The 26,658-nt window shown below is 71.1% G+C and carries 26 protein-coding genes; 18 read left to right on the top strand and 8 right to left on the bottom strand.

Annotated elements, in window-relative coordinates; all coding sequences use genetic code 11:
- The first annotated feature begins 21 nt into the window (after window positions 1–21).
- Window positions 22–1,092 carry a succinyl-diaminopimelate desuccinylase gene (dapE, locus tag M1L60_RS17045; RefSeq protein WP_253238409.1) on the top strand — a complete coding sequence of 357 codons (1,071 nt, stop codon included), beginning with the start codon at window positions 22–24 and terminating at the stop codon, window positions 1,090–1,092.
- Between the two features lies 1 nt (window position 1,093).
- On the opposite strand, the gene M1L60_RS17040 is transcribed toward dapE, so the two are convergent.
- On the bottom strand, window positions 1,094–1,294 hold the full coding sequence (locus M1L60_RS17040) for a hypothetical protein (RefSeq protein WP_253238408.1): 201 nt from the start codon (window positions 1,292–1,294) through the stop codon (window positions 1,094–1,096).
- Between the two features lie 172 nt (window positions 1,295–1,466).
- Here M1L60_RS17040 and M1L60_RS17035 point away from each other — a divergent pair, with 172 nt between their 5' ends.
- The 5 genes from M1L60_RS17035 (at window position 1,467) to M1L60_RS17015 (ending at window position 11,506) form a co-directional block, all read left to right on the top strand.
- A complete protein-coding gene (locus M1L60_RS17035) occupies window positions 1,467–2,246 on the top strand; it encodes an LOG family protein (RefSeq protein WP_253238407.1) in 780 nt (259 codons plus the stop codon).
- A 1-nt stretch (window position 2,247) separates the two neighbouring features.
- Window positions 2,248–2,799, top strand: a complete 552-nt coding sequence (locus tag M1L60_RS17030) for an LOG family protein (RefSeq protein WP_253238406.1) — start codon at window positions 2,248–2,250, stop codon at window positions 2,797–2,799.
- A 264-nt stretch (window positions 2,800–3,063) separates the two neighbouring features.
- Window positions 3,064–4,086, top strand: coding sequence for a LacI family DNA-binding transcriptional regulator (locus M1L60_RS17025; protein ID WP_253238405.1), 1,023 nt, complete (start codon window positions 3,064–3,066; stop codon window positions 4,084–4,086).
- Between the two features lie 29 nt (window positions 4,087–4,115).
- Entirely contained in the window at window positions 4,116–8,129 is a 4,014-nt protein-coding gene (locus M1L60_RS17020; protein WP_253238404.1) for an ATP-dependent helicase, read from the top strand.
- Window positions 8,126–11,506, top strand: a complete 3,381-nt coding sequence (locus M1L60_RS17015) for an ATP-dependent helicase (protein WP_253238403.1) — start codon at window positions 8,126–8,128, stop codon at window positions 11,504–11,506. The genes M1L60_RS17020 and M1L60_RS17015 overlap by 4 nt, the downstream gene beginning before the upstream one ends.
- On the opposite strand, the gene M1L60_RS17010 is transcribed toward M1L60_RS17015, so the two are convergent.
- Window positions 11,503–11,919: a pilus assembly protein CpaE gene (locus tag M1L60_RS17010; RefSeq protein WP_253238402.1), complete on the bottom strand. Its 417-nt coding sequence runs from the start codon at window positions 11,917–11,919 to the stop codon at window positions 11,503–11,505. The genes M1L60_RS17015 and M1L60_RS17010 overlap by 4 nt on opposite strands.
- A gap of 222 nt (window positions 11,920–12,141) precedes the next feature.
- Between M1L60_RS17010 and cspE the strand changes: the two genes are divergently transcribed.
- Complete coding sequence (gene cspE, locus M1L60_RS17005; RefSeq protein ID WP_015625344.1) at window positions 12,142–12,345, top strand: transcription antiterminator/RNA stability regulator CspE; 204 nt, start codon at window positions 12,142–12,144, stop codon at window positions 12,343–12,345.
- A gap of 56 nt (window positions 12,346–12,401) precedes the next feature.
- Here the strand turns inward: cspE and M1L60_RS17000 are convergent, their stop codons facing one another.
- Complete coding sequence (locus tag M1L60_RS17000; RefSeq protein WP_253238401.1) at window positions 12,402–13,115, bottom strand: lysophospholipid acyltransferase family protein; 714 nt, start codon at window positions 13,113–13,115, stop codon at window positions 12,402–12,404.
- A gap of 117 nt (window positions 13,116–13,232) precedes the next feature.
- Here M1L60_RS17000 and M1L60_RS16995 point away from each other — a divergent pair, with 117 nt between their 5' ends.
- Window positions 13,233–13,433 carry a hypothetical protein gene (locus M1L60_RS16995; RefSeq protein WP_253238400.1) on the top strand — a complete coding sequence of 67 codons (201 nt, stop codon included), beginning with the start codon at window positions 13,233–13,235 and terminating at the stop codon, window positions 13,431–13,433.
- A 35-nt stretch (window positions 13,434–13,468) separates the two neighbouring features.
- On the top strand, window positions 13,469–14,344 hold the full coding sequence (locus M1L60_RS16990) for a hypothetical protein (RefSeq protein WP_253238399.1): 876 nt from the start codon (window positions 13,469–13,471) through the stop codon (window positions 14,342–14,344).
- A gap of 43 nt (window positions 14,345–14,387) precedes the next feature.
- On the opposite strand, the gene M1L60_RS16985 is transcribed toward M1L60_RS16990, so the two are convergent.
- Genes M1L60_RS16985 through M1L60_RS16970 form a run of 4 tightly spaced genes read right to left on the bottom strand, consistent with a single transcriptional unit; the run spans window position 14,388 to window position 17,501 of the window.
- A complete protein-coding gene (locus M1L60_RS16985; protein ID WP_253238398.1) occupies window positions 14,388–15,290 on the bottom strand; it encodes an ABC transporter permease in 903 nt (300 codons plus the stop codon).
- Window positions 15,280–16,011: an ABC transporter ATP-binding protein gene (locus M1L60_RS16980; RefSeq protein ID WP_253238397.1), complete on the bottom strand. Its 732-nt coding sequence runs from the start codon at window positions 16,009–16,011 to the stop codon at window positions 15,280–15,282. The genes M1L60_RS16985 and M1L60_RS16980 overlap by 11 nt, the downstream gene beginning before the upstream one ends.
- A gap of 9 nt (window positions 16,012–16,020) precedes the next feature.
- Complete coding sequence (locus tag M1L60_RS16975; protein ID WP_253238396.1) at window positions 16,021–17,094, bottom strand: ABC transporter substrate-binding protein; 1,074 nt, start codon at window positions 17,092–17,094, stop codon at window positions 16,021–16,023.
- The gene (locus M1L60_RS16970; protein ID WP_253238395.1) at window positions 17,091–17,501 is read right to left on the bottom strand and encodes an RrF2 family transcriptional regulator; all 411 of its coding nucleotides are present in this window, start codon (window positions 17,499–17,501) and stop codon (window positions 17,091–17,093) included. Before M1L60_RS16970 ends, M1L60_RS16975 begins: the two co-directional genes overlap by 4 nt.
- Window positions 17,502–17,668: 167 nt before the next feature.
- Between M1L60_RS16970 and M1L60_RS16965 the strand changes: the two genes are divergently transcribed.
- The 6 genes from M1L60_RS16965 to M1L60_RS16940 all read left to right on the top strand — a co-directional run bounded on the left by M1L60_RS16965 (window position 17,669) and on the right by M1L60_RS16940 (window position 23,149).
- Window positions 17,669–18,976 carry a M16 family metallopeptidase gene (locus M1L60_RS16965; RefSeq protein WP_253238394.1) on the top strand — a complete coding sequence of 436 codons (1,308 nt, stop codon included), beginning with the start codon at window positions 17,669–17,671 and terminating at the stop codon, window positions 18,974–18,976.
- Entirely contained in the window at window positions 18,973–20,292 is a 1,320-nt protein-coding gene (locus tag M1L60_RS16960) for a M16 family metallopeptidase (protein ID WP_253238393.1), read from the top strand. The genes M1L60_RS16965 and M1L60_RS16960 overlap by 4 nt, the downstream gene beginning before the upstream one ends.
- Window positions 20,289–21,251: an NAD(+) diphosphatase gene (gene nudC / locus M1L60_RS16955; RefSeq protein WP_253238392.1), complete on the top strand. Its 963-nt coding sequence runs from the start codon at window positions 20,289–20,291 to the stop codon at window positions 21,249–21,251. The genes M1L60_RS16960 and nudC overlap by 4 nt, the downstream gene beginning before the upstream one ends.
- Before the next feature lie 102 nt (window positions 21,252–21,353).
- Window positions 21,354–22,247: a phytanoyl-CoA dioxygenase family protein gene (locus M1L60_RS16950; RefSeq protein WP_253238391.1), complete on the top strand. Its 894-nt coding sequence runs from the start codon at window positions 21,354–21,356 to the stop codon at window positions 22,245–22,247.
- A 27-nt stretch (window positions 22,248–22,274) separates the two neighbouring features.
- Entirely contained in the window at window positions 22,275–22,712 is a 438-nt protein-coding gene (locus M1L60_RS16945; RefSeq protein WP_253238390.1) for a hypothetical protein, read from the top strand.
- Complete coding sequence (locus M1L60_RS16940; RefSeq protein WP_253238389.1) at window positions 22,709–23,149, top strand: hypothetical protein; 441 nt, start codon at window positions 22,709–22,711, stop codon at window positions 23,147–23,149. The genes M1L60_RS16945 and M1L60_RS16940 overlap by 4 nt, the downstream gene beginning before the upstream one ends.
- Here the strand turns inward: M1L60_RS16940 and M1L60_RS16935 are convergent.
- Complete coding sequence (locus M1L60_RS16935; RefSeq protein ID WP_250027583.1) at window positions 23,115–23,360, bottom strand: mycoredoxin; 246 nt, start codon at window positions 23,358–23,360, stop codon at window positions 23,115–23,117. The two genes, M1L60_RS16940 and M1L60_RS16935, sit on opposite strands and share 35 nt — an antisense overlap.
- 82 nt (window positions 23,361–23,442) lie before the next feature.
- On the opposite strand from M1L60_RS16935, the gene M1L60_RS16930 reads away from it, so the two are divergent.
- From M1L60_RS16930 to M1L60_RS16920, 3 genes are all read left to right on the top strand, one after another.
- Complete coding sequence (locus M1L60_RS16930) at window positions 23,443–25,578, top strand: ATP-dependent DNA helicase UvrD2 (protein ID WP_253238388.1); 2,136 nt, start codon at window positions 23,443–23,445, stop codon at window positions 25,576–25,578.
- A gap of 121 nt (window positions 25,579–25,699) precedes the next feature.
- A complete protein-coding gene (locus M1L60_RS16925) occupies window positions 25,700–25,990 on the top strand; it encodes a hypothetical protein (RefSeq protein WP_253238387.1) in 291 nt (96 codons plus the stop codon).
- 143 nt (window positions 25,991–26,133) lie between these two features.
- Window positions 26,134–26,496 (top strand): WhiB family transcriptional regulator, encoded by a 363-nt coding sequence (locus M1L60_RS16920; protein WP_221375701.1) that lies wholly within the window; start codon window positions 26,134–26,136, stop codon window positions 26,494–26,496.
- Window positions 26,497–26,658 lie beyond the last annotated feature (162 nt).

The following is a 26,658-nucleotide window of genomic DNA, read 5'->3' as shown; positions in this document are numbered from 1 at the left end:
ATGGCCGGTATCGTGCGGCCTATGGCCAACCCGCTTACCCCGGACGTGTTGGTCGACCCGGTGGAGCTCACCCGCACCCTGGTCGACATCGAGTCCGTCTCCCGCCACGAGCAGGCGATCGCCGACAACGTGGAGGAAGTGCTCCGCCAGGCGTCCCACCTCAGCGTCGACCGGCTCGGCAACACCGTCATGGCCCGTACGGACCTGGGGCGCGACCAGCGGGTCGTGCTCGCCGGGCACCTCGACACGGTGCCGATCAACGACAACTTCCCGTCGACCGTCGTCGACGACCTGATCTACGGCTGCGGCACCTCGGACATGAAGAGCGGCGTCGCCCTGGCCCTGCACCTCGCGGCCGGCCTGCCCGATCCGCGGTACGACCTCACGTTCCTGTTCTACGAGGCCGAAGAGATCGACTCGAAGTACAACGGGCTGCGCCTGGTCGCCGAGTCCCGCCCCGAGTGGCTGCTGGCCGACTTCGCGGTGCTGCTCGAACCGACGTACGGCGTGGTCGAGGCGGGCTGCCAGGGCACTCTGCGCGCGCTGGTGCGCACCACCGGCCGGCGGGCCCACACCGCCCGGGCCTGGCGCGGCGTCAACGCGATCCACGCCGCCGGTGACGTGCTGCGGCGGCTTTCGGACTATCGGGCGCGGACGGTCACCATCGACGGCTGCACGTACCGTGAGGGCCTCAACGCGGTCAAGATCCACGGCGGGGTGGCCGGAAACGTCGTGCCCGACGAATGTGTGGTCGAAGTCAACATGCGCTTCGCCCCGGACCGTACGGAGAAGCAGGCGCTCGAACACGTCCACGAGGTCTTCGAGGGCTACGAGGTCGAGCTGACCGATTCCGCACCGGGCGCCCTGCCCGGGCTGTCCGCGGCGCCCGCCCGCGAGTTCCTGGCCGCGGTCGGGGCCGAGCCGGCGGCCAAACTGGGCTGGACCGACGTGGCCCGGTTCGCGGCCCTGGGTATTCCGGCGCTCAATTACGGCCCGGGGGATCCGCTGCTGGCCCACGCCCCCGACGAGCACGTCGAGATCGGCAAGATCAGGGACGGGGCGGCGACGCTGTACCGCTGGCTGGCCTCGTGAGCTAGAGGGCCGGGCGTACGGCGACGCGGCCGATGGCCCGGACGGTCATCGGCTCGATCTCCATCGTGGCCTCGGGGTCGACCGGGACCTCCCGGCCGTCCTCGGGCCGGGCGCCGAACGCCATGCGGCGCTCCTCGACCACCAGACGGATCCGTCGCTGCATGCGACGCTGCATCTTCAAGCGCTCGTATCGGGTCGTCACGGTGGCTCCCTCGCCCGTCGTGCGTTTCCGCGAGTTGTAGTTACTGATCAGACGCTGTGGGGCTACCGTCCGTTGCTTCAATCTGGCAAAAAGGTCGCGGACCCGCAATCCTCTTACCGAAACCCACCCGGTTGTTCACCGGGTGACTGACCGTCCGCACTACCTTTTAGGCATGACGGACAGCACCAACGGACGACGCGACGGTGCGCCGGAGCGTCATCGCGGCGCGGTCACCCTTCGCCGCGAGTCGATCCCGCCGAGCACGGCCGACGAGAAACTGCTCGACTCGCACCACCGGCGGGAGTGGAAGACCAAGGACGCCTGGCGGGCCCTGCGCATCCTCTCGGAATTTGTCGAGGGCTTCGACACCCTGGCCGACCTGCCACCCGCGGTCAGTGTGTTCGGCTCGGCCCGCAGCCACCCCGACAGCCCGGAGTGCGAGATGGCCGCGGCCCTGGGGGCGGCGCTGGCCGAGGCCGGCTACGCGGTGATCACCGGCGGCGGGCCGGGCGTGATGGAGGCGGCCAACCGGGGCGCGACCGAGGCCGGCGGCATGTCGGTCGGGCTCGGCATCGAACTCCCCTTCGAGCAGGGCCTCAACGACTGGGTCGACATCGGGATCGACTTCCGCTACTTCTTCGTCCGCAAGACCATGTTCGTCAAGTACGCCCAGGCGTTCGTGGTGCTGCCCGGCGGCTTCGGCACGCTCGACGAGCTGTTCGAGGCCATCACGCTGGTGCAGACCAAGAAGGTCACCCGGTTCCCGGTCATCCTGATGGGCACGGCGTACTGGTCGGGCCTGCTCGACTGGGTCAAGGGCACGTTGCTGGCCGACGGCAAGATCAGCGAGAGCGACCTGGAGCTGATCCAGCTCACCGACGACGTGGACGAGGCCGTGCAGATCATCGTGGACGCCGACGCCGCGCTCGCCGACAACCAGGGCCAGGGGTGACGTGGCCGCCATCTGCGTCTTCTGCGCCTCGTCGAGCACCCTCGAACAGAAGTGGCTCGACCTCGCCACCCGCACCGGGGAAGAGATCGGCGCCCGCGGGCACACCCTGGTCTCGGGCGGCGGCTGCGTCGGCATGATGGGCGCGGTGGCCGACGGGGCCCGGGCCGGCGGCGCGCACACGCTCGGCGTGATCCCGCAGTCGCTGGTCGACCTCGAGGTGGCCGACATGGCTTCCGACGAGCTGATCGTGACCGGCGACATGGGCTCGCGGAAGAACATCATGATCGACCGGTCGGACGCGTTCATCACGCTGCCGGGTGGGCTGGGCACCCTCGACGAGCTGTTCGAGGTGTGGACCACGGGGATCCTCGATCTGCACGACAAGCCGATCGTGCTGCTCGACCCCGACGGTTTCTACGACGGTCTGCTGGCCTGGCTGAGCCAGCTGGCCGACACCGCCTTCGTCCGCTCGTCGGCCCTCGATCGGGTGATCGTGGCCAAGTCGATCGGGTCGGCGTTGGACGCGATCGAGGAACGGGTAACCGGAGTCTGAGATGTCACGCCGGGTGGGTGTCACCACACCCACCCGGCGTGACCAGGGGCCCCGGCGGGCCCGCCGGCCGGAGGGGGCGCGCCAACGCGCTCTCACCGGGACACGCCGGTGCGCACCTTCCGCCCGTCCGGCGGCGTCGCGCCCGCCGGGGCACGCGCTGGATCGGTTGAGCCGACAGTGCGCCGAGAAATCGCCGGACGTCAACGTGGCATCTGCGAACATTCGCATGGTGCCCGTTTGGGGGACCGTGGAAGACTGCGTTGCATGCCCCCGCAACGGGCGACTCTGCTGCAGGTCGCACAGCGGGCCGGCGTGTCCCGCAGCACGGCCTCCTTCGTCCTGGCCGGCCGTCACCTGGACATGAGAATCTCGGAAGACGCCCGGCAGCGGGTGCTCCGGGCGGCTCAGGAGCTGGACTACCGGCCCAACCTCATGGCGCGGAGCCTGCGGACCAAGGTGACCCGCACCATCGCCCTCGTCTCCGACACCCTGGCCTCCGACCCCTACGCCGGCAAGGCGATCAACGGCGCCCTGGCCGCCGCGGTCGCCCACGGCCACCTGCTCTTCATCGGCGAGACCGAGGGCGATCCGGTGGTCGAGGAAAAGCTGATCGCCGACTTCCTCGACCGGCAGGTCGACGCGTTCGTCTACGCCAGCATGTTCACCCGCTACGTGCGGATCCCCAAGCAGCTCAAGGGGCATCCGGTGGTGCTGCTCAACTGCCTCACCAAGGGGGCCGAGCCGGTGCAGCACCAGATCATCCCGGACGAGCTGGCCGCCGGCTACAGCGCGGCCGTCACCGTGCTCGAGGCCGGCCACCGCGGCGACATCCACCTGGTCGGAAGCCCTGACGAGCACGTCTTCGCCGGTCGGGAACGGCTGGCCGGCATCCGCGAGGGGCTCCGAGCCGCCGGGGCCCGCCTGGCCGGGACGGTCGCCTGCGACTGGTGGCCCGATTCGGCGTACGAGGCCGTGCGCGCGAGCCTCGAGGCCGGGCTCAGTCCGCGGGCGCTGATCTGTCTCAACGACCGCATCGCCCTCGGCGCCTACCAGGCCCTGCGCGAGGCCGGCCGCCGCATCCCGGAGGACGTGTCGGTGGTCTCGTTCGACGACTCCGACCTCGCGGCCTGGCTGCGGCCCCAGCTCACCAGCATCTCGCTGCCCCACTACCAGCTCGGGTGGCAGGCGGTCGAGAAGCTGCTCGGCCCGCCGTCCGACCCGGCGGTGCTGCGGCTGCCGATGCCGGTCCGTCATCGGGCCTCGATGGCCAAACCGCCTGTTAGATAACGTCGGACCCTCGTGGTTTCCTTGTTGCCGTGAGCACGCCGGCCTCTTCCCCCGCCGCGGTGCGCCGCCCGGCATACCGTCTGGTCCGGCGTCCCGCCACCGTGCTGCCCGCGCTGCTCGACGACCCGCTCCAGAGCTACGCGGCCGGCCACGTCGACGGCCCGCTACTGGTGGTCGGCGGTCCCGGCACGGGCAAGACGACGACGCTGGTCGAGTCGGTGGCCGCGCGCATCGCCGCCGGCGTCGACCCCGAGCGCATCCTGATCCTCACTTTCGGCCGGCGCGGCGCCACTGCCCTGCGCGACCGCATCGAGGCCCGCATCGCCGCCGACCCCGGCCGCATCGTGCACGAGCCGCTGGTCCGCACCTTCCACGCGTACGCCTTCGGCCTGCTCCGCCGAGCCGCGGCCGACCGCGGCGAACCGTCCCCGCGCCTGCTCACCGGCCCCGAACAAGACCTGATCATCCGTGAGCTGCTCGAGGCCTCGGGCGAGGTCGACGCGCCCGACCCGATCGGCTGGCCCGCCGCCCTACGCCCCGCGCTGCCCACCCGCGCCTTCGCCCAGCAGCTGCGCGACCTCATGCAGCGCGCCGCCGAGCGCGGCGTCGGTCCGGTCGAACTGGCCCGCCTCGGTGAGCGCCTGGGCCGCGACGACTGGCCCGCCGCCGCCCGCTTCCTGCGCGAATACGTCGCCGTCCTGGCCCTGCGCGACGTGACCACCCGCGGCTCGTCGGCCTACGACCCGGCCGAGCTGGTGCGGGCCGCCTCGGGCCTGCTGGCCGACCAGCCCGACCTGCTCGAGGCCGAGCGCCGCCGCCTGGCTTTTGTCTACGTCGACGAACTGGCCGACACCGACCCGGCCCAGATCGAGCTGCTGTCGCTGGTCGCGGGCGGCGGCAAGCCGCTGGTGGCGTTCGGCGACCCCGACTCGTCCATCTACGGCTTCCGCGGCGCCGACCCGGGCGCGGTGGCCGGCTTCCCGGCCAAGTTCAGGACGGCGTCGGGCGCCCTGGCCGAAACACTGACCCTGCACACCAACTACCGCGCCGAGCTGCCACTGCTCTCAGCGACGTCCCGCGTCGCCCGCCGCATGCGCGGCCCGATCCGGCACCGCCCCATGCACCCCCCACCCCCGCTGCTCGGCCCCGAACCCCCACCCGCTCCCACCTCACCCGAGGCTGCCGGGGCGCACCCGCCCGCTCCCGCCGGGGCGCACCCACACTTTTCTGGCTCGCGCGACCCGGACACAGTCGGCGAGCACCCGCCCGTTCCCGGCGGCGAGCACCCGCCCGTTCCCGGCGGCGCGCATCTGTCCGCTCCTGCCGGGCCGCGCCCACACGGTCCTGGCTCGTCCGACGCGGACTCCGCCGAGGCGCACCTGGTCGAGGGTCCTGGCCAGCACGTCCCTGCCCCCGAGCCGGCCCGATCCGATGGGCCGCGTGGCGCTTTCAGCGGCGTGACTCACGGAGAGCCCAGCCCGCACCCCGCTCCGGCGGCCGAGCGCAGCGTCGAAGAAGCGTCCAGCCGGAAGGCCCTACCCGCCGAAACCGATGTGCGGATATTTCGGGCGGCCACCGCCGAGGCGGCTTATGTGGCGCACGCATTGCGTGAAGCGCATTTGCTGCACGGGGTGCCGTGGTCGCGGATGGCGGTAATGCTGCGCAGCACGTCGTTGCAGTTGCCGTCGTTGCAGCGGGCACTGGCCGCGGCCGGTGTGCCGACCGTGACCCATGCCGAAGACCTGCCGCTGCACCTGCAGCCGGCGGTCGCGCCCTTCCTGTTGCTGCTGCGCTGTGCGCTCGATCCCGAGGCGCTCAACGAAGAGACGGCCGTGTCCCTGCTGCACTCGTCGCTGGGCGGGGCCGATCCGCTGGCCGAGCGGCGGCTCCGGCAGGGGCTGCGGGCGTTGGCGCTGGCCGCGGGGGACAGGCGTCCGTCGGGTGAGCTGCTGGTCGACTCGGTTCGTGACCCGGCCGGGCTCGACATGGTGGAACGGCGCTGGGCCCTGCCCGCCCAGAACGTCGCCCGCCTGCTGGCCACCGCGCGCGAGGCCGCCGCCGCGCCCGGCGCCACCGCCGAGCAGGTGTTGTGGACGGTGTGGAAGGCCAGCGGGCTGGCCGACCGCTGGTACGCGATGAGCACCCGCTCCGGCCCCGCCCCCGAGAACACCGACGTCGGCCGGGCCCGGCAGTGGCGGGCCGAGGCAGCCGACCGTGACCTCGACTCGATGGTCGTGCTGTTCGACGCCGCGGCCCGGTTCGTCGACCGGCTGCCCGGCGCGCGGGTCGAGGTGTTCCTCGACCATGTGCTGGCCCAAGACCTGCCGGCCGACTCGATCGCCCCCAGCGCCGATCGGGGCGAGTCCGTCCGCCTGCTCACCGCCCACGCCGCCAAGGGCCTGGAGTGGGACGTGGTCGTGCTGGCCGGCGTGCAAGAGGGCATCTGGCCCGACCTGCGCCTGCGCGGCAGCCTGCTCGGCTCGGAACGCCTGGTCGACGTGCTCGCCGGCCGCGCCGCCTCGGGCCCGGCGGCCGTCGTGGGCGAGACGTCCGCCCTGCTCGACGAGGAGCGGCGGCTGTTCTATGTGGCCACCACCCGCGCCCGCCACAAACTGATCGTCACCGCGATCGCCACCGCGGGCGTCGGCGGCTCCGAAGGCGAAGAACAGCCGAGCCGCTTCCTCACTGAACTAGGCATGAACGACGACGACCCCGGCCCACCCCCACCACCCGATCCCAGCCCACCGCCCGGCCCCGATCCGCGGGACATCGACCCTGACGGCCCCCGCTCGGACGCCCTGCAAAGCCCTGGCGCCCCGCTGACTTCCGCTTCCGCGCAAAACGCCGCTTCCGCGCAAAACTCGGGCGCCGCGGAAAGCCTCGCCATGCTCCAGGGCGACGTCGCCACGGGCCGGATCTCCGAGCCTGTGCGCCGCGCCGACGTGGGCGAGCAGGGCGCCCTCATCAGCGATGATCCGGGGGAGTGGCCGAGCGAGGAGCCGTCCGACGAGGAGCCGGGTGAGGCCGAGCCGGTGGATGACCCGGAAGAGATCCCGGTGGGGCGGCCGCCGCGAGCTCTGACGCTGTCGGCGCTCGTGGCTGAACTCCGTACGGTCGTGGTGGGAACCGACCAGACGCCGGAACGACGGCATGCGGCGGCCGCCGAACTGGCCAAGCTGGCCGCGGCCGGCGTGCCCGGCGCGCACCCGGACGAGTGGTGGGGGCTGCGGCCGCTCTCCGACGACCGGCCGCTGGTCGACGACGGCGAGGCGGTCAAGGTCACGCCGTCCTCGATGGAGAGCGCCATGCGCTGCAGCCTGCGCTGGCTGCTCGAACGGCACGGCGGCGCGGCCCCGGCCGGCCCGGCTCAGGGGGTCGGCAACCTGGTGCACGCGGCGGCCATGCTGGCCGAGGACGCCAACGCCGACCGCGAGAAGCTGGTCGAGTACGTCAGCGCGCGGTTCGACGCGATCGAGCTGGCCGCCCGCTGGCTGGCCGGCCCGGAGCAGGACAGGGCGCAGGCCATGGTCGACAAGCTGCTGCGCTGGCTCGCCGTCAACCCGCGGCGGCTGCTGGCCATCGAGCACGAGTTCAGCGTCCGGCTCGAGGATCCGACCCGCCCGATCCAGCTCACCGGCCGGGTCGACCGGCTCGAGATCGACGAGGACGGCCGCCTCGTGGTCATCGACCTCAAGACCGGCAAGTCCACCGCCGTCGCCGCGGCCGAGGTCGAGGAGCACGCCCAGCTCGCCGGTTACCAGACCGCAGTGCAGGCCGGGGCCTTCGCCGACTACGGCGCCGAGAGTGGTGGGGCCGCGCTCGTGCAGCTCGGCCCGGGCAAGGACGCCCGCGAGCAGATGCAGCTGCCCCTGGCCGACGCGACCGACCCGCAATGGGCGTACGACATGGTTCGTCGCACGGCCGACACGATGGCCGCGGCCACCTTCTCGGCCGTCGCCAACAGCCGTTGCCGGGTGTGCCCGGTGCGCACCAGCTGCCCGGTCTCGGGCAAGGGACGCCAAGTCGTAGAGCAGGGCCAGTGACCCAACCGAGCCTCTTCGCCGACGAGCCGGCGACGCCCCGCCGCCGGGCCGATTCGGGACCCCGTTACACCCCGGAGGAGCTGGCCCGGCTGCTGCGGCTGCCCCGGCCCACGACCGAGCAGTCCGAGATCATCTCGGCGCCGGTCGAGCCGCTGCTGGTCGTGGCCGGGGCCGGGTCGGGCAAGACCGAGACGATGGCCTCGCGCGTGGTGTGGCTGGTCGCCAACAGCTACGCCCACCCCGACGAGATCCTCGGTCTGACGTTCACCCGGAAGGCGGCCGGGGAGCTGGCTCATCGCGTACGCACCCGGTTGGGGCAGTTGGTGCGCCGGCTCGGCCGGGACGACGCGTTCGCGGGCGAGGCCACCATTTCGACCTATCACTCGTACGCGGCCCGGGTCGTCACCGAGCACGGCCTGCGGGCCGGCTACGAGCCGTCGGCCCGCCTGCTCACCGAGGCCGCCCGCTGGCAGATCGTCGACTCGCTGGTGCGCTCGTACACCGGCGAGATGACCGGCGTGAACCGGGCCCCGTCCACCGTCACCGACGACGTGCTGGCCCTGGCCGGCGAGCTGGCCGAGCACCTGATCACCCCGGACGAGCTGGCCGCGTGGACCGGCCGCTTCTTCGCCGACGTCCAGGAGCTGCCGGGCAAGGTCTACAAGGACGTCAACGACGTGCTCACCCGGCAGCGTCAGCGGCTCACCCTGCTGCCCCTGGTCCGCCTGTACGAGCAGCGCAAGCTCGACCTGGAGGCGATGGACTTCGGCGACCAGATGGCCCGTGCGGCCCTGGTCGCCCGCGATCACCCCGAGGTCGGCGAGATCGAGCGCGGCCGCTTCCGGATCGTGCTGCTGGACGAGTACCAGGACACCAGCCACGCCCAGGTGACCATGCTGAACGCGCTGTTCGGGGGCGGCCATCCGGTGACCGCGGTCGGCGACCCGTGCCAGTCGATCTACGGCTGGCGCGGCGCCTCGGCCGGCACCCTCGACCGCTTCCCCGAGGAATTCACGTTGCCCGGCGGCGAGCCGGCCCGCACCGCCCGCCTGACCCGCAGCTGGCGCAACCGGCCCGAGATCCTGCGGGTCGCCAACACACTCTCGGCCCCGCTGCGCGCGTTCGGGGCCCGGGTCACCGAGCTGCGGGCGGCGGAACGGGTCTCCGGCTCGGTCGGCGGCCGCACGGTGGCCTGCGCGCTGCTGCCCACGTTCGCCGACGAGGCGGCCTGGATCGGCGACTCGATGCTCACCGCGTGGCGGATCATCGCCGGGATGCCCGAGGCCGCCCCGGGCGAGATCCCGGTCGAGAAGCGGCCGACCAGTGCCGTTCTGGTTCGCGTACGCAGTCAGATCCCGGCCATCGAGGAGGCGTTGCGCGCCCGTGGCCTGCCGGTCGAGGTGGTCGGCCTGGGCGGTCTGCTCGACACTCCGGAAGTACGCGACGTGGTCTGCACGCTGCGGGTGCTGGCCGACCCGACCGACGGGGCGTCGCTGTTGCGCCTGCTCACCGGGGCCCGCTGGCGGATCGGCCCGCGCGACCTGGTGGCCCTGCACCGCCGCGCCCGCGGGCTGGCCGCGGCCCGGGCCGCCGTGGTGGCCGGGGCCGAGCCCGACGACATCGTGGCCGACCGGCTCGACGACGCCACATTGGTCGAGGCGATGGCCGATCTGGGCGCCCCGCAGCAGTACTCGGCCGAGGGCTACGGCCGTCTCCATGCGTACAGCCGGGAACTGAGCGCCCTGCGGCAGCGCCTCGACCAACCGCTGCCCGACCTGGTGGCCGACATCGAGCGCACGATCGGGCTGGACGTCGAGGTGGCCGTGCGCGGCTGGGCGGCCGGGGACGCCGGTCTGGCCCGGGGTCACCTGGACGCGCTGGCCGACACCGCCGCCCGCTACGGCGCCGAGACCGACGGGGGCACGCTGGCCGGCTTCCTGGCCTTCCTGACCGCGGCCGAGGAGGAGGAACGCGGCCTCGAACCGGGTCAGGTCGACGTGGTCGAGGGCGCGGTCCAGATCCTCACCGCGCACGCCGCCAAGGGTCTGGAGTGGGACGTCGTCTCGGTCGCGGGTCTCAGCAAGGGCGTGTGGCCGAGCATGTCGCGCAGCTCCGACCACTACCTGATGGGCATCGGCGTGCTGCCGTTCCCGCTGCGCGGCGACTCGGACGGCCTGCCGCGGCTCGACCTGTCCGAGGCGGCCGACCAGAAGGGCGTGCTCACCGCGGTCACCGAGTTCGGCACGGCCTGGAAAGACCATGACGTCCGCGAGGAGCGCCGGCTGGCCTACGTCGCGGTGACCCGTCCGCGGCGCCTGCTGCTCGCCTCCGGCTACTGGTGGGGCGACGGCGTGAAGCGTCCCCGGGGCCCGTCGGTCTTCCTGTCGGAGATCCGCGCGGCCTGCGACGGGGGCGCGGGCGTGGTCGACGCGTGGACGCCCGAGCCGGACCCGGGCGCGACCAACCCGGCGGCCGAAGTGGTGCCGTCCGCGCAGTGGCCGTTCGACCCGCTGGGCCTGCGCCGCCCGGCCATGGCTGCCGCGGCCGACCTGATCCGCCGCATGATCTCAGCCCCCGGCGCCGAGGCGGCCGAGGCCTTTGCCGAGCTGGCCGAGGCCGAGCCCGAGGTGGCCGAGCGGTCCGGCCTGGCCGCCGAGCTGGTCGGCCTGCCGGCCGCGAAGGATCGGGACATCGAGCGCTGGCGGCGTGAGGCGGCCCTGCTGCTGGCCGAGCGCGACGAGCGGGCCCGCCGCGACGGCCCGCTCGAGGTGGCGCTGCCCGCCCACCTGTCGGTGTCGCAGCTGGTGGTGCTGCGCCGCGACCCGCAGGCCCTGGCCCGCTCGCTGCGCCGCCCGTTGCCTCATCGCCCGCTGCCGCATGCCCGAAGGGGCACGGCCTTCCACGCCTGGCTCGAGCAGCGGTTCGGCGCGGTCCGGCTGATCGACATCGACGAGCTGCCCGGTGCGGCCGACGACGACGCGGCCGACGACGCCGAGCTGATCGCCCTGCAGGAGGCGTTCCTGGCCGGTGAGTGGGCCGAGCGCACGCCGATCGAGGTCGAGGTGCCGTTCGCGACCACGATCGCCGGGGTGGTCGTGCGCGGGCGGATGGACGCGGTCTACGCCGACACAGCCAACCGGTTCGACGTCATCGACTGGAAGACCGGTCGCCGGCCCGAGGGCGCGGACGCCGAGGCCGCCGCCGTGCAGCTGGCCGCGTACCGGCTGGCCTGGGCGTCGCTGGCCGGGGTGCCGCTCAACCGGGTCCGGGCCGGCTTCCACTACGTCCGTGAGCAGGTCACCGTCCGGCCGGTCGACCTGCTCGACGCAGCCCAGCTGGCCGCCCTGATCGAGCGCCTCCCCGAACGGGTGAACTAAGCCCCGTCGGCCCCCGCAGCCGCCAAAAGATGCAACAAGCCGGACGCGTACGCCTCCTCGGCCGACCCGGCCGTGAACGTGCGCTCCTCACCCAGCAGATCGATGTCCACCTCGTAGCCGGCCGGGCCCCGCCGCAGGGCCCGGAAGGTGCCGCCCAGCAACTCGCGCAACTGGTCCTCCCGGGGCAGCCAGACCGTCTCGTCGAGCTCCACGTCGTCCATCGCCCACTCGGTCGTGCCGTTGAATCCGATCACCCGGCCCTCGGGCATCGCATGCACCTCGATCGTCATGTTGCTCAGGACGAAGACCTCGTCGTCGAGGTCCCGATCGGGGATCGCGAAACGGTCCCCGAGGGCCGGTTTCCAGCCCAGTCCGGCCTCCCTGAGCTGCTGTGCCAGTTGAACGCCGATCACCGGCGAACCTCCTCAGACGTGTTAAGCTCTGCGCGTTGTCAGTTTGGTTCCCAAGTACTCAGGAGCGCCTGTGGGGAAGTCTGCCCCAGGCGCTCTTTGTCGTAACCCGGGTTTCTCCGGTACGGGCGATCAGTACGGCGACACGAGACTCATGAAGTGTGGGTCTTATTACCTCGTTCCGCCCATGTTGGGTCGGAGCGATCGACCGTCGAGGAGACGATCATGGTTACCGGCGTTGTGAAGTGGTTTAACGCGGACAAGGGCTTCGGGTTCATCACCCCGGACGACGGCGGCGCCGACGTCTTCGCCCACTTCTCCGCTATCCAGACCTCGGGCTACCGCAGCCTGGACGAGAACCAGCGGGTCGAGTTCGAGGTGACCCAGGGCCAGAAGGGCCCGCAGGCCGCGAACATCCGTCCGCTCTGAAGTAGCTAGTCGAAAGCGCCGCACCCCGGTCGGGGGTGCGGCGCTTTTGCTGTGTCTCAGACGGCGGCCGCGGCCGGCAGCGGGGCTGTGCCGCCCATGTGGGCCGGCAGCCACCAGCGGTCGTCGGGGCCCGAGGGCTTCTCGGGGTACGCGCGCTGGGCCGCGTCGAGCAGGCCGCTCAGCCGTTCTTTCAGGATCGCCGTGAGCGCGTCGGGCGAGGTGCCCTTGGGCATCTCGATGGCCTGGCCGATCTTGATGATCACCGGCACGTGACGCTTGGTCAGATCTTTCTTGTGGTTCTTGGTCCACAGCCGGTGGGGACCCCAGACGGCCATCGGGATCAGCGGCACCTTGGCCGTGCGGGCCAGCCGGACCGCGCCCGACTTGAGCTCTTTGACGGTGAACGACTCGCTGATCGTCGCCTCGGGGAAGACACCGACCACCTCACCGTCCTTGAGCGCCTGGGTGGCCGCCCGGAAGGAAGCGGCGCCGGCGTCGCGGTCGACCGGGATGTGCCGCATGCCGCGCATCAGCGGACCGCTCACCTTGTGACGGAAAACGGCATCCTTGGCCATGAAGCGCACCAGGCGCTTGGCCGGCTGAGCGCCCAGACCGCAGAAGATGAAGTCGAGGTAGCTCACGTGGTTGCTGGCGAGCACCGCCCCGCCGGTGGCCGGGATGTGCTCGGCGCCGTCGATCTCGATCTTCATGTCGAGCACCCGGAACATCGTCTTGGCAAGGGCGACGACCGGCGGATACACGAGTTCCATGGCAAGACGGTAGCGGAAGTCGCTGAACTTCTCCTGGGACGGTGCAACGTACGGGCCCGTTTGCGCGTCTAAGAATTATCGGCCCTTTTCTCTCGGACGTATTTTGGAGGTACCGGCATGCGCGGACCATCCGCCCGCCGGGAGTTCGGATTCGTTCTCGCGGTCGCCGTCTCCGGCGTCGCGCTGGTGCTCGTGGTGGCCTTCGCGCCCTGGTATCCCGCCGTCGGCACCGCTCCGGCCGAGGTCAGCCCCTCGCTCTGGCAGCAGGTGAGCGCCCTGCTGGGCCAGGCTGTGGAGAACGCCGCACCCCTGCCGTGACGTGATCGCCACCATCGTGGTGTTCACTGGGTTTCATGTCCGAGCCTCACTCCTGGCAGCAACCGGGCGGCGGGTTCGGGTCCGGGCTGGTCACGGCTCCGGGCGGCCCTCCGGTCAAGCCGCCGCCCCCACCTGGGCCCGAGGCGCCGTCGCCCGACGGGCCGCAGCGGCGCAAGCGGCAGATGCGGATCTTCGGGGGAATCGCCGGCGCGATCCTGGCCATCGGTCTGACCGTCGTGCTCGTCCTCGTGTTCTCGTCCGAGGGTGACCCGTTCGGTTCGAAAGAGTCGGCCCCCACCGATGTACGCCCACCGCTGGCCCAGGCCTGTCCGGCGCCCAGCGGATCACCGAGCGCGGGTCCGACCCGGTCGCCCAGCGCACCGCCGCCGGCGACGGGGGCGCGGACGACCGACGACGAGGCCGGCATCTCGTACAAGGCCTATGGCGAGCCCTGGGAGCCGTGGACCGACGTGTGGCGGGCCGGGACGCTCGAGGTGCCCTATCGCAAGGGTCAGCACTTCGTCACCGAGCAGTACAGCGGCGGCAGTTACCACGCCTCGATCCTGTCGGCCGCGGTGCCGGCGGCCGACAACGACGCGGTGACGCTCAACCTCGAATGCGTGGGGCGGCAGGTGGCCGCGGACGTGCGGGCCGAGTACTACCCGCAACCGAACACGATGGACCCGATCCGTGACGAGCTGACCAAACTGGGCGGGCGGCCGGCCTGGGTCAGCGAGTTCCGGCTGCACTTCCAGGCGCCCGGGCTGACCGCCACCGAGGAACTCTCCGCGGTGGCGGTCATCGACGTCGGCAAGACGACCGCGGCCGTCCTCTACATCTCGGTCCCGGGCACCCACAAACAGTGGGACTACATCATCGACGACGTCCTTGCGTCTGTTCGGCCCGTGTAACGCCAGCTAAAGGGGCGCTTGCCGCGGAGCGACGTGGAGCCAGCTAGCTCAGCAGGCCCCAACGTTTGCGCAGGGAGTTGTCGGCGGCGTTGAACAAGACGTCGATCAGGATGCCGATGATCAGGACGACGATGATGTAGCTGATCACCAGGCTCGAGTCGCTCAGGTCGCGGGCCTGCTGCATGCGCACGCCGATCGACAGCGCGCCCGGCACGATGACCAGCAGCTCGCCGGCCATCAGGCTGCGCCACGAGAACGCCCAGCCCTGCTTGAGGCCCGAGATGAACGACGGTAGCGAGGCCGGCAGGATCAGGTGCCGGTATTTGGCGAAGCCCCGCATGCCCAGCACCTGCCCGACCCGCAGCCAGGTGCGCGGCACGTAGTCGATGCCGCTGATCAGCCCGTTGGCCACCGAGGGGGCGGCGCCGAGCACGACCACGAACAGGATGGCGCTCTCGCTGAGCTGGAAGAGCAGGATGGCCAGCGGGAACCACATGATCGAGGGCATCGTCTGCAGACCGGTGATCAGCGAGCCGATGGCCGCCCGCAACGGCGCGAACTGCGAGACGAGGGCCCCGACGACCGTGCCGATGACCACGGCCAGCAGGAAGCCGGTGAAGGCGCGGGTCATCGTCACCCGTACGCCGTCCCAGAAGTCGCCCGTGGTGATCACGTTGCCCAGGTCGGTGAAGACCGTGAGCGGCGAGGGCAGCACGTAGATCGGCTTCCACTCCGACCAGACCGCGGCCTGCCACACCAGCAGCACGATCGCGATGGCCAGAAACTTGGGCCAGGCGCTCTTCCAGATCCGCGGGCCGAGGTTGCCCTTGTCGCGCTTGGGCTGCAGCTCGAGCGCGTCGAGACCGGCGACCTCGGCCGCCTCGGAGGCATTCGGCGTCCGCTGGGCCGGGGTCTCCACCGTCGTCGGCGGCAGGTTAGTGGGCATGGCGGGCGACCTCCGCGCGGAGCCGGTCGGTGATCTCGGCGGCCTGACCGGCCACCTCGGGGGAGTCGATGCGCCGGGGCCGCTCGTGGGTGATCGCGTAGTCCTCGATCACCCGGCCCGGCCGGCTGCTGAGCAGGATGACGCGGTCGCCCAGGCGCACCGCCTCGCGCACGTTGTGCGTGACGAACAGGACGGTGAGCGACTGCTCGCGCCAGATCCGCTCGAGCTCGTCGTGCAGGATGTCGCGGGTCATCGCGTCGAGCGCGCCGAACGGCTCGTCCATGAGCAGGATGTCGGCGTCCTGGGCCAGCGCGCGGGCCAGGGCCACGCGCTGGCGCATGCCGCCCGAGAGCTCGTGCGGCCGCTTGTCGGCGAAGCCGCTGAGCCGCACGATGGCGAGCAACTCCTCGGCCCGCTTCCGGCGCTCGGGCCGGGACACGCCCTGCAGTCGTAGCGGCAGCTCGACGTTGCCCCGGACCGAGAGCCAGGGGAAGAGCGCAGCCTCCTGGAACATCAGCGAGACCTTGCGGCCGCCCGTGTCGAGCGTGCCGCCGGTGATCCCGTCGAGCCCGGCCACCAGCGAGAGCAGCGTGCTCTTGCCACAGCCGGACGCGCCCAGCAGGCAGACGAACTCACCCGGATCGACTTTGAGCGACACCCGGTCCAGCGCCAGCAGATCGTCGTACTTCTTGGAGACGTTCTCCAAGGTCACCAGACTCATGACACGGCCTCAGGCGGCCGAGTCGCTGACCTCGGGCTTGCCCGCGGCCTTGAGCAGCTCGTTGAGCGGCCCGAGGTCGTAGATGCCCTCGAGGTCGACCGGCTTGAGCAGACCGACCTCTTCGGCGTGCTTGGCGCTGGTGAACAGCGACGACGCGACCGGGTCGGCGGTGTAGGTGAGGTTCTTGAACGACGCCTGGAGCACGTCGTCCTTCAGCGGCTTGCCGCTGAGCGCCTCGATCTGGGCGTTGGCCGCGGTCTGGGCCTCGGCGTTGTTCTTCTCGATGTAGTCGAGCGACTGGAGGTGGCCCTGCAGCAGCTTCTTGACCGTGCCCGGGTACTTCTTGAGGAAGTCCTGGGTGACGATCAGGTGCGTGGTCACGAACAGCTCGTTGGGCCACAGGGTCTTCTCGTCGACCAGCACCTTGCCCTTGGACTCGAGCAGCAGCCGGCTGTAGTTGGGCTCGGGCACCCAGGCGCCGTCGATCGCGCCCTGGGCGAAGGCCTGCAGCGCGGTCGCGTTGTCCTGCGGGAGCACCGACACGTCGCCGCCGCCCTGCTGGTCGGCGTTGAGGCCGTTCTCCTTGAGCCAGGCCCGCAGCGCCACGTCCTGCGTGTTGCCGAGCTGCGGGGTGGCGATCTTCTTGCCCTTGAGGTCGGCCGGGCTGTTGATGCCCTCTTTGACCACCAGACCGGCGCCGCCCGAGGTGCTGCCCGCGATGATCTTCAGGCCGGTGCCCTTGGACTGGGCCCAGCCGTTGATGGCCGGGTTGGGGCCGATGTACGTGGCGTCGATCGCGCCCGAGAACAGCGCCTCGATCGCGGCCGGGCCGGCGTTGAAGGTCTTCGTGTCGAGCTTGGTGCCGGTGCCCAGCGCGGTCTCGAAGAACTTCTTGTTGACGCCGATCAGGGCCGGGGCGTGGGTGATGTTGGGGAAGTAGCCGAGGCGCAGCGTCCCGGCCTCGGCCGTGCCGCCGGTCGACCCGCCGGCGGCCTCGTCGTCGCCGCCGCACGCGGTCAGCAGGGAGACGGACAGCAGGGCAGCGGCGGCAGCAGCAAGCGCACGTGTGGTGCGGGAGCTCATGCGGACTCCTTGAGAATGGAGAGTTCAGCCAGGGTCTTGTGGTCGACGACGCCCTCGATGGCTTCCTCGACCGCGACCCACACGTCGTGCAGCCCGGTGGCCGCGCCGTGATAGGTCGCATGGGTGGTGGGCAGCCCGCGGACGGTGGCGAGCGCACCCCCGACGGCGCGGACGACATCGCCGACGGTGATGTCCTCGGCCGAGCGGGCCAGGGCGTACCCGCCGTCGACGCCGCGGTGGCTGTGGAGCAGACCGGCGCGGCGCAGGTCGAGCAGGATGCCTTGCAAAAAACTGAGCGGGATGTCCTGGGCGGCGGCCAGGGTCGCCGCCTTCACGAGCCGGGGGTGTTCCGCCGTCACCGAGAGCATGGCCCTCACGGCGTAGTCAGTGCGCGCCGAGACGTACACATTGCCCCCTGTCCCGCCAATCTCTGTTTCACCTATCTAGTGGATAGGAATGATGGTCTAAGTAGAGAATGGCGTCAAGCCCGGGTCCCCCTGCCGGAACATCAGCCGGTGGTCAAGTGGTCACCTGCGGTCGCGACGGAGGTCGTCGAAGGCGCTAATGTCATTTCGTGGCGCGCAGAATCAAGATCCCCGCGACGAAGTACCCGGTGGAGCGTTTCACCCTGGCCAACGGATTGCGGGTGGTGCTCACCCCCGACCGCAGCGCCCCGGTCGTCGGGGTCGCGGTGGTCTACGACGTGGGCATCCGCTCCGAGCCCGAGGGCCGCACCGGCTTCGCTCACCTCTTCGAGCATCTGATGTTCCAGGGCTCCGAGAACCTCGAGAAGCTGGCCCACTTCCGGCACGTGCAGGGGGCCGGGGGCACCTTCAACGGGTCGACCCACCTCGACTACACCGACTACTTCGAGGTGCTGCCCTCGGGCGCGCTCGAGCGGGCTCTCTTCCTCGAGGCCGACCGCATGCGCGGGCCCCGGCTGACCGAGGAGAACCTGCTCAACCAGATCGACGTGGTCAAGGAAGAGATCCGGGTCAACGTGCTGAACCGGCCCTACGGCGGGTTCCCCTGGCTGCGGCTCCCGCCGGTGATGTTCTCGACCTTCCCCAACGCCCACGACGGCTACGGCTCTTTCGGCGACCTCGACAGCGCCACCGTGGCCGACGCCCAGGCGTTCTTCGACCGCTACTACGCCTGCGGCAACGCGACCCTGGCCGTGGCCGGCGACTTCGACGTGGCCAAGGCGACCGAGATGATCCACCGCCACTTCGGCGACGTCCCGGCCCGCCCGGCCCCGGCCCGCCCCGACTTCGACGAGCCCGACCTCACCGGCGAGAAGCGCGACGTCTACACCGACAAGCTCGCCCCGCTGCCCGGGGTGGCCAGCGCGTGGCGGGTGCCCGACCCGATCGGCGACTTCGCGGCCTACCTGCCCTTCGTGGTGCTGGCCGAGGTGCTCACCGACGGCGACGCGTCCCGCCTGGTCGAGCGGCTGGTGCAGCGCGACCGCACGGTCACCAGCATCGGCGGCTACATCGGCTTCATGGGCGACGAGTTCCAGGTCCGCAACCCCACGGCGATGCTGATCCAGGCCCACATGCCGCCCGGTGGCGACGCCGAAAAGGTGCTGCGCACCGTCGACGAAGAGATGGACCGTCTCGCCGTCGACGGCCTCAAGCCGGGCGAGCTCGAGCGGGTGCAGGCCCGCATCGCGACCCACCTGCTGCGCGACACCGACGCGGTGCTGGGCCGGGCCCTGCCCATGGCGGTGCTCGAACTGCAGCGCGGTCGCCCCGAGATGCTCAACGAACTGCCCAAGTTGATCGGCGAGGTCACCGAGGCGCAGATCGCCGCCGCGGCCGCCACCCTGCGCCCCGAGCGGCGCGCCACCGTCGAGGTCGTCCCCGGAGCTGCCGCATGACAAGCAAGTCCCTGCCTGACCTGATTCCGGACGCGAAGCTCAAGCTGCCCAAAGAGGCCGAGCGCACGCTGGCCGGCGGCCTGACCGTCATCGCCATCCGGCGGACGTCGGTGCCGCTGGTCGAGCTGCGCTTGCGGGTGCCTTTCGGCAAGACCTCGCTGCCCCGGGCCACTGTGCTGTCCCAGGCGCTGTTCACCGGCACCAGCAAAATGACCAGCGTCGACATCGCGGCCGAGCTGCAGGCCGTCGGTGGTGGGCTCTCGGCCGGGCTCGACCCCGACCGGCTGCTGGTCACCGGCAACTCGCTGGCCTCGGGCCTCGACCGCATGCTCGAGATCCTGGCCGACGTGCTCACCGACCCGGCGTACCCGAACGACGAGGTGGCGACCGAGCGCGACCGCCTCGTCGATCACATCCAGGTGGCGCTGACCCAGCCGTCCCACCTGGCCCGCACCGCGCTGCTGAAGCGGATGTTCGGCAATCACCCGTACGCGATCCAGACGCCCGAGCCCGAGCAGGTGCGCGCCGTGCGCCCGGCCCAGCTGCGCACGCTGCACGCCGAGCGGGTCCGCCCCGAGGGCGCGGTGCTGGTGCTGGTCGGCGATCTCAACCCGGAAAAGGCGATTGACGCCGCCGAAAAGGCGCTGGGCAGCTGGACCGGCCCGGCCAAGGCCGTCGTCGTGCCGCCCACCCCGGCCCTCCAGCCCGGCCCGCTGCTGCTGGTCGACCGGCCCGGCGCGGTGCAGTCGTCGCTGCGCATGGCCCTGCCCGCGCTCGAGCGAACCGACCCCGACTACGCCGCGCTGCAACTGGCCAACCTGGTCTTCGGCGGCTACTTCTCGTCCCGTTGGGTCGAGAACATGCGTGAGGACAAGGGCTACACCTACGGCCCGCACACCGGCATCGAGCACTACCTGGCCGGTTCGGCGCTGGTCGTCTCGGCCGAGGTGGCGACCGAGGTGACCGGCCCGTCCCTGCTCGAGACCCTGTACGAGCTGGGCCGGATCGCCAGCCTGCCCCCCGGCGAGGACGAGTTGGAGCAGGCCCGCCGCTATGCCCTGGGCACCCTGCGCCTGGGCATGTCGACCCAGGCCGGCCTGGCCGGGCTGGCCAGCATGTACGCGAGCTTCGGCCTGCGCCTCGAACACCTGCGGCAATACTCAGCCGCGCTGGCCACCGCCTCCCGCGAGCAGGTGGCCGAGGTGGCCGCCCGCTTCCTGGCCCCGACCCAGGCCGTCGCGGTCGTGCTGGGTGACGCCGAAAAGGTCCAGGGCCCGCTGTCCGCGCTCACCACGGTGGAACGAAGCGCCGCGTGAGTGCCCCCGAAGAGCCCGATGTCCGGGAGCAGCCCAGCGGTCTGGTCGACGCGCCGCCGCTGGCCCGCAGCACTCTCGACCGGGCCGCGGAGCACCGCACCGACGACGAGTGGTTGGCCGCGGCCTGGACCCGTGGCCTGGTTCTCGTGGTCGACCTGAGCAAGGGCGGCCGCGCCCGGGCCACCGACGACAGGCTGGTGCTGGTGCCGTCGGCCGAGGCGCCCGAGGGCGAGCACTGGTTCCTCGGGCTCGACACCGACGGCACCCCGCTGTGGACGATCGATGCCCCGCTGTCCGAGGGTTCGGGCGTCACCCTGCGCGACGTCGGCCACCTGCTCGACGCCCGTGACGCCGGCATCTTCACCACCGCCGTGGCCCTGGGCAACTGGCATCGCAGCCACAAGTTCTCCCCGCGTACGGGTCTGCCCACCACCGCGGTCGAGGCCGGCTGGGCCCGCAAGGACGCCGAGGGCAACACGATGTGGCCGCGCACCGACCCGGCCATGATCGTGCTGGTGCACGACGGTGTGGCCGGGCCCGAGGGGCGTTGCATTCTCGGCCATAACGCCGCCTGGGGCCGGGCGGCCGACGGCGGGCTGCGGTTCTCGTGCCTGGCCGGCTACGTCGAGCCCGGCGAGTCGGCCGAGGCCAGCGTCGCCCGCGAGGTCGGCGAAGAGGTCGGCCTCGACCTGACGTCGCTGCGCTACGAGGGCAGCCAGTCGTGGCCGTTCCCGGGTTCGTTGATGCTCGGCTTCCACGCCACGGCCGACCCGGACCAGCCGATCACGCTCGACCCGGCTGAGATCGACGAGGCGCACTGGTTCACCCGCGACGACATCGCCAAGATGATCGCGGGCACCTATCACCATCCCGATACGGGCGTCCCGATGAGCCTGCCGATGCCCTCTTCCATCGCTTTTTATCTTATTGAGCGGTGGTTGGGGGGTTTGGCCCGCTAACGGATTTAAGTTCGTCTAATCAGAGAAGTTTTCTTCTTAGCCAGTAACCAAAAGAGGGGTCGGCCGCGTCTGGGTTTACAGAGACCGAGAGGCGGAAGATCAATGACGCAGGTGGAAGCGCCCGCATGGGCCCCGATGACCGCGGAAGAGCGGGCCCAGTTCGACCGGGACGGCTTTCTCGTGGTGCGCGGAGTGCTGTCCGAGAGCGAGATCGCGCTCGCGCGTAACGCTGTCCTCGGCGCCTTCGAGCGGGCCGGGCAGCCCGGCGGGCACGGCTTGGGCGCGACGGGGGCCCTGCACCAGCTGTCGGCGGTGACCTCCCTGCCCGAGCTGGCGTTCCTGCTCGACCACCCGGTGGCGTTCCGCTACATCTGGTCGCTGCTCGGCTGGAACGTGCACGTCTATCACTCCCACATCGACGTGCACCCCCAGATCCACGAGAAGCAGAAGGAATGGTGGCACTGGCACCAGGACGGTGGCCGCCAGAACCGCGAGATCGAGACCGACCCGCGTCCGACGCTGTCGGTCAAGCTGGCCTACTGGCTGTCCGACGTGAGCGAGACCGGCCGGGGCAACTTCACCGTGCTGCCCGGCAGCCACAAGACCAACTGGCTGCCCGGCCCGCCCAACCGGGGCACCCCGTGGCCGCAGCCCGAGGGCGCGCTGCAGATCACCGCGAACCCCGGCGACCTGGTCGTCTTCGACCGCCGCCTGTGGCACGCGCGGTCCGACAACTACTCGGACGTCACCCGCGTCGGCGCGTTCTTCGGCTACACCTACCGGTGGATCGCCGGCCGTGACGAGGTGGCTGACCTGCCGAACACCCCGGAGTGGGCCGGCTTCAACGACGTGCAGAAGCAATTGCTCGGGCACTGCCCGCAGGGCGACGGCAGCGGCGACCACGCCTGGGGCCACTACCCCGAGACGACGCCGCTGTACGGCGCGCTCAAGGAGAAGGGCCTGCTCGACTCCAGCATCCCGGCTCTCATCCCGTAACACGGCTTCCCCAGATACCCTACGCATGTGGGGCAAAGCGGGACATTAAGCAATACGGCGACCGCGGCGGGCCGACTCCTTCTCGAAGCATTCGAGAAGGAGAGCCCGGCGCGGTCGCTGTCGCGTCTGGGTGGTTCGCCGCGGGCTGTCCGGCTGCTGCACGAGCTGTTCACGGTGGCGGTGCGCCGCAGCTTCGTCGGGCGTGATCCGCGTGACGTCACCGGGTATGTCCGCGACCTGCTCGAATATCAGGAACTGCCGGTCGGCGGGCAGCTGGCCCGGCAGGCCGAAGCGGTTGTCCGCTCGGCTCTGGGCGAGCCGGAACTGGCGTACGCGATCCCCGCCCTGCGCCGAGCCGAGATCATCTGTCTGGTCGTCGGTGACCTGGCGCGGCCGCCGGGCGTGCCCGCCGGCGAGCTGCTCGCGCTGGTCCGTCAGGCCGAGGCCCGGGTGGCCCGGTCGTGAGCCCGATCTTCTCGCCGGCCTCCGGCGTCCGCACCGCGGCCGGTCACTATCTGCAGCTCGTGGCCCGCGAGGAAGCGCCCCAGGACTGCGACGCGCCGGACGAGGACGCGCGCCGGCTGTGGGAGATCGCTTTCGGACTCGCGGCCCGTCGCCGTTTCACCCCGGACAGCTCGCTGGCCGAGATCCGGCGCACCGTGGCCGGCGGACTGCCGACGCTGGAGGCCGAGATGCTGCTGCGCGCCGCCCTGGGCGAGAAGGTGCCCGTCGACGAGATCGACCTGAGTGTGCGGACCGGGGCCCACCTGCTGCTCTTCGCCCGCCTGGCCGACGAGATGGCCCTCACCGACGGCGAGCTCGAGGGCCTGGTCGCCCGGGCCGAGGAACTCGCCGCCGAACCGGAGGTCAGCCCGCGGCCAGAGCTGACAGATGCTCCTTGACCTGGACGATCGACGGGTTGGTGAGCGCCGAGCCGTCGTCGAACTTCAGCGTCGGCACGGTCTGGTTGCCGCCGTTGACGCTCATCACGAAGTCGGCCGCCTCGGGCTGCTGCTCGATGTCCACCACCTCGTAGGCGATGCCCTCACGGTCGAGCTGCGACTTGAGGCGGTGGCAATAACCGCACCAGGACGTCGAGTACATGGTCAACATCGGTCGGGAACTCCTTCGGCTGGGTCACATGGCACAGCGCCTTCCGGCACAACGTCGGACCCGGGTGCCATGATTCCCTGTTGTGCGGACTGATGCGGTGCTGGCCGGGCTCGACCCCGAGCAGCGGACGGCGGTGACCGCCCCCGCCGGTCCGGTCTGCATCCTGGCCGGCGCGGGCACCGGCAAGACACGAGCGATCACCCACCGGATCGCCTATCGAACGCTGACCGGCGAAGTCAGTCCCCGGCACATCCTCGCGGTCACCTTCACGGCGCGGGCCGCGGCCGAGATGCGGTCCCGGCTCACCGAGCTCGGGGCAGCCGGTGTGCAGGCCCGGACGTTCCACGCGGCGGCCCTGCGCCAGGTGCGCTACTTCGCGCCGCGGCTGCTCGAGGGCCGGGCCATGCCCGAACTGCTCGAGAGCAAGGCGCGCATGGTCGGCCTGGCCGCGGCCCGGGCCGGGGTGCGGGCCGATCGCACGGGCGCCCGCGACCTGGCCAGTGAGATCGAGTGGGCGAAGTCGTCGCTGGTCGAGCCGAGCGAGTACGCGGTGGCGGCCAGGAAGGCGTTGCGTGAGCCGCCGTTCGAGCCGGCCAAGGTGGCTGAGGTCTTCACCGCGTACGAGTCGCTGAAGCGCCGCCAAGGCGTGATCGACTTCGAGGACATGCTGCGCGCCGCGGTCTGGGGGATCGAGGAGCACCCCGACGTGGCCGAGCAGATCCGGGCGCAATACCGCCACTTCGTCGTCGACGAGTACCAGGACGTCAACCCGCTGCAGCAGCGGCTGCTCGACGCCTGGCTGGGCGGGCGCGACGACCTCACCGTGGTCGGCGACGCCAGCCAGACCATCTACTCGTTCACCGGCGCCACCTCGTCCTACCTGATCGACTTCCCCCGGCAGCGGCGCGAGGCCGTGGTCGTGCGGCTCGTGCGCGACTACCGGTCCACCCCGCAGGTGGTCGGGCTGGCCAACGCGGTGATCCGGCAGGCCCGCGGCAACGAGGCCCGGCTGCGGCTCGAGCTGGTCGGTCAGCGGCCACCCGGCGCCGAACCCGAACTCAAGATCTTCCCGGACGAGGCGGGCGAGGCGGCCGCGGTGGCCCGCCGGTGCCGTGACCTGATCGCGTCGGGCACGCCGGCCAGCGAGATCGCGGTCCTCTTCCGGACGAACGCGCAGTCCGAGGCGTACGAGAAGGCACTGGCCGAGGCCGAGGTGCCCTACGTCGTACGCGGGGCCGAGCGCTTCTTCGAACGGCCGGAGATCCGCCAGGCGATGATCGCGATGCGCGCCGCCGTCCGCTCGATCCCCGGCGAGACCCCGCTCGTCCAGGCCGTGACCGAGGCCCTCGCGGCCACCGGTTGGCAGCGCGAGCAACCCCCGCCCGGCGGCGCCGCCCGTGAGCAGTGGGAGGCGCTGGCCGCGCTGGTCGCCCTGGCCGAGGACTACGCGCGCACCCCGGTCGTCGAGCCGATCGGGCAGGCCGGGGCCGTGCAGCGCGACATCACCCTGACCGCGTTCAACGACGAGCTCGGCCGGCGGGCCGAGCAGCAGCACGCACCCACGATGGCCGGTGTGACGCTCGCCTCGCTGCACTCGGCCAAGGGCCTCGAGTGGGACGCCGTCTTCCTGACCGGCCTGGCCGACGGCACGCTCCCCACCACGTACGCCAAGACGCCTGAGCAGCTCGAAGAGGAGCGCCGCCTGCTTTATGTGGGGGTGACCCGGGCCCGGCAGTGGCTCTGGCTCTCGTACGGGCAAGCGCGCTCGCCGGGTGGCCGGGCCCGCCGCCCGTGCCGGTTCCTGCCCCAGCTCGAACGCACCTCGGCCACCGAACGCGCCGGGGACCACAGTCGGAAACCCGACCGAAGGCGGCCCCAGGTGTCCTCGTGCCGCATCTGCGGGGCCACCCTGCTGGCCGGGGCCGACCGCAAGCTCGGCCGCTGCCCGACGTGCCCGTCCGACCTCGACGAGGAGCTGTTCGAACGGCTGCAGAAGTGGCGGGCGGCGACCGCAACCGACCTCAAAGTTCCTGCGTACGTCGTGTTCACCGACGCCACGCTGGTGGCCATGGCTGAGCGCCGCCCGTCGTCGCCGGCCGAGCTTCTGGCCATCGCCGGGATCGGGCCGCGCAAGCTCGGTCAGTACGGCGAGTCGGTGTTCGCTCTCGTGGGCGGAGCGACCCCGGACGAGGTCGCTCAAAAAAACTTTGAAAGTTAGTGCGTTAATTCGTTTGCCTCGGCTGCTACGCCAGGCATAGCCTCAGTTCACACCTCGCCGAGCAGGGATGTTCGGCGGGATCACATCATCGAGTGCAGTGCAAATGGAGGAGGTGGCAACGATGGAGATCTACACGATGACGATGCAGCCCTCGCTGCCGCTGACCCGTGCCTGCGCTCCGTCCACTTCGATGCCCGTTCTGGCTGCTTCGCTGCCAGTTCTGGCCGCAGAGCGGGCTCCGGTTTCGCAGGTGCACCAGGTCTCCGCTCAGGCCGAGCTGGGCGTGGCGTGGAAGCTCGCGGCAATCGAAGGCACCACCAGCACCACTGGGTTCAAGGGCAGCAATGTCTCCATCTCCAAGCGCTACACGGATGGTGGCAGCGGTGTCCCGCCTCGAGGAAGGCCGGTCTGATCAACAGACCTCCGGCTCACCTCGAGGCCGCGGAACCCGTAACTGGGATCCGCGGCCTTACTTTTTTGCCGGCTCACCGGCCGGATGCACGACCTGTACGGCGATCCAGAAGATCGAGAAAAAGAGAGAGGTGACCGGGCTTTATGAGTCTGGCGCTGGCCCCACTCGACGTGAGCGTCGAGATCGAGGCAAACCTGCCCTGTCGGAAGTTCGACCCGGACCTGTGGTTCTCCGACTCCCCGGCCCAGCTGGAACTGGCCAAGTCGCTCTGCGGGGACTGCCCGCTGCGCGTCGAGTGCCTGGCCGGCGCGGTCGAGCGGAACGAGCCCTGGGGTGTCTGGGGCGGCGAGATCTTCGAGCGCGGTGCCGTGGTTCCGCGCAAGCGGCCGCGTGGCCGTCCCCGTAAGGCCGACGTGGCGCGCGACGCCGAGCTGGCCCACGAGGTCGAGGAGCGGCTCGCCGCGAACGGACTGGAGTCCCGCAAGACCGTTGGTCTGGCGGCCTGAAATGACCATCGTCCCCGTCCCCTCCTACCGAAACGAGACAACTGACATGTTCGCGAGTGGAGCAACCAAGATGAGACTTCTCCAAGAGGCGTTGAGCAGGGCCCGAATGCGTCGGCCTCAGAGTGACTACACACCTGAGGCACACCGTCCCGCTCGCCAGGT

The sequence above is a fragment of the Paractinoplanes aksuensis genome (genome assembly GCF_024137025.1).
Taxonomy (GTDB): Bacteria; Actinomycetota; Actinomycetes; order Mycobacteriales; family Micromonosporaceae; genus Actinoplanes; species Actinoplanes aksuensis.
This window is presented reverse-complemented; position numbering and strand designations above follow the sequence as displayed.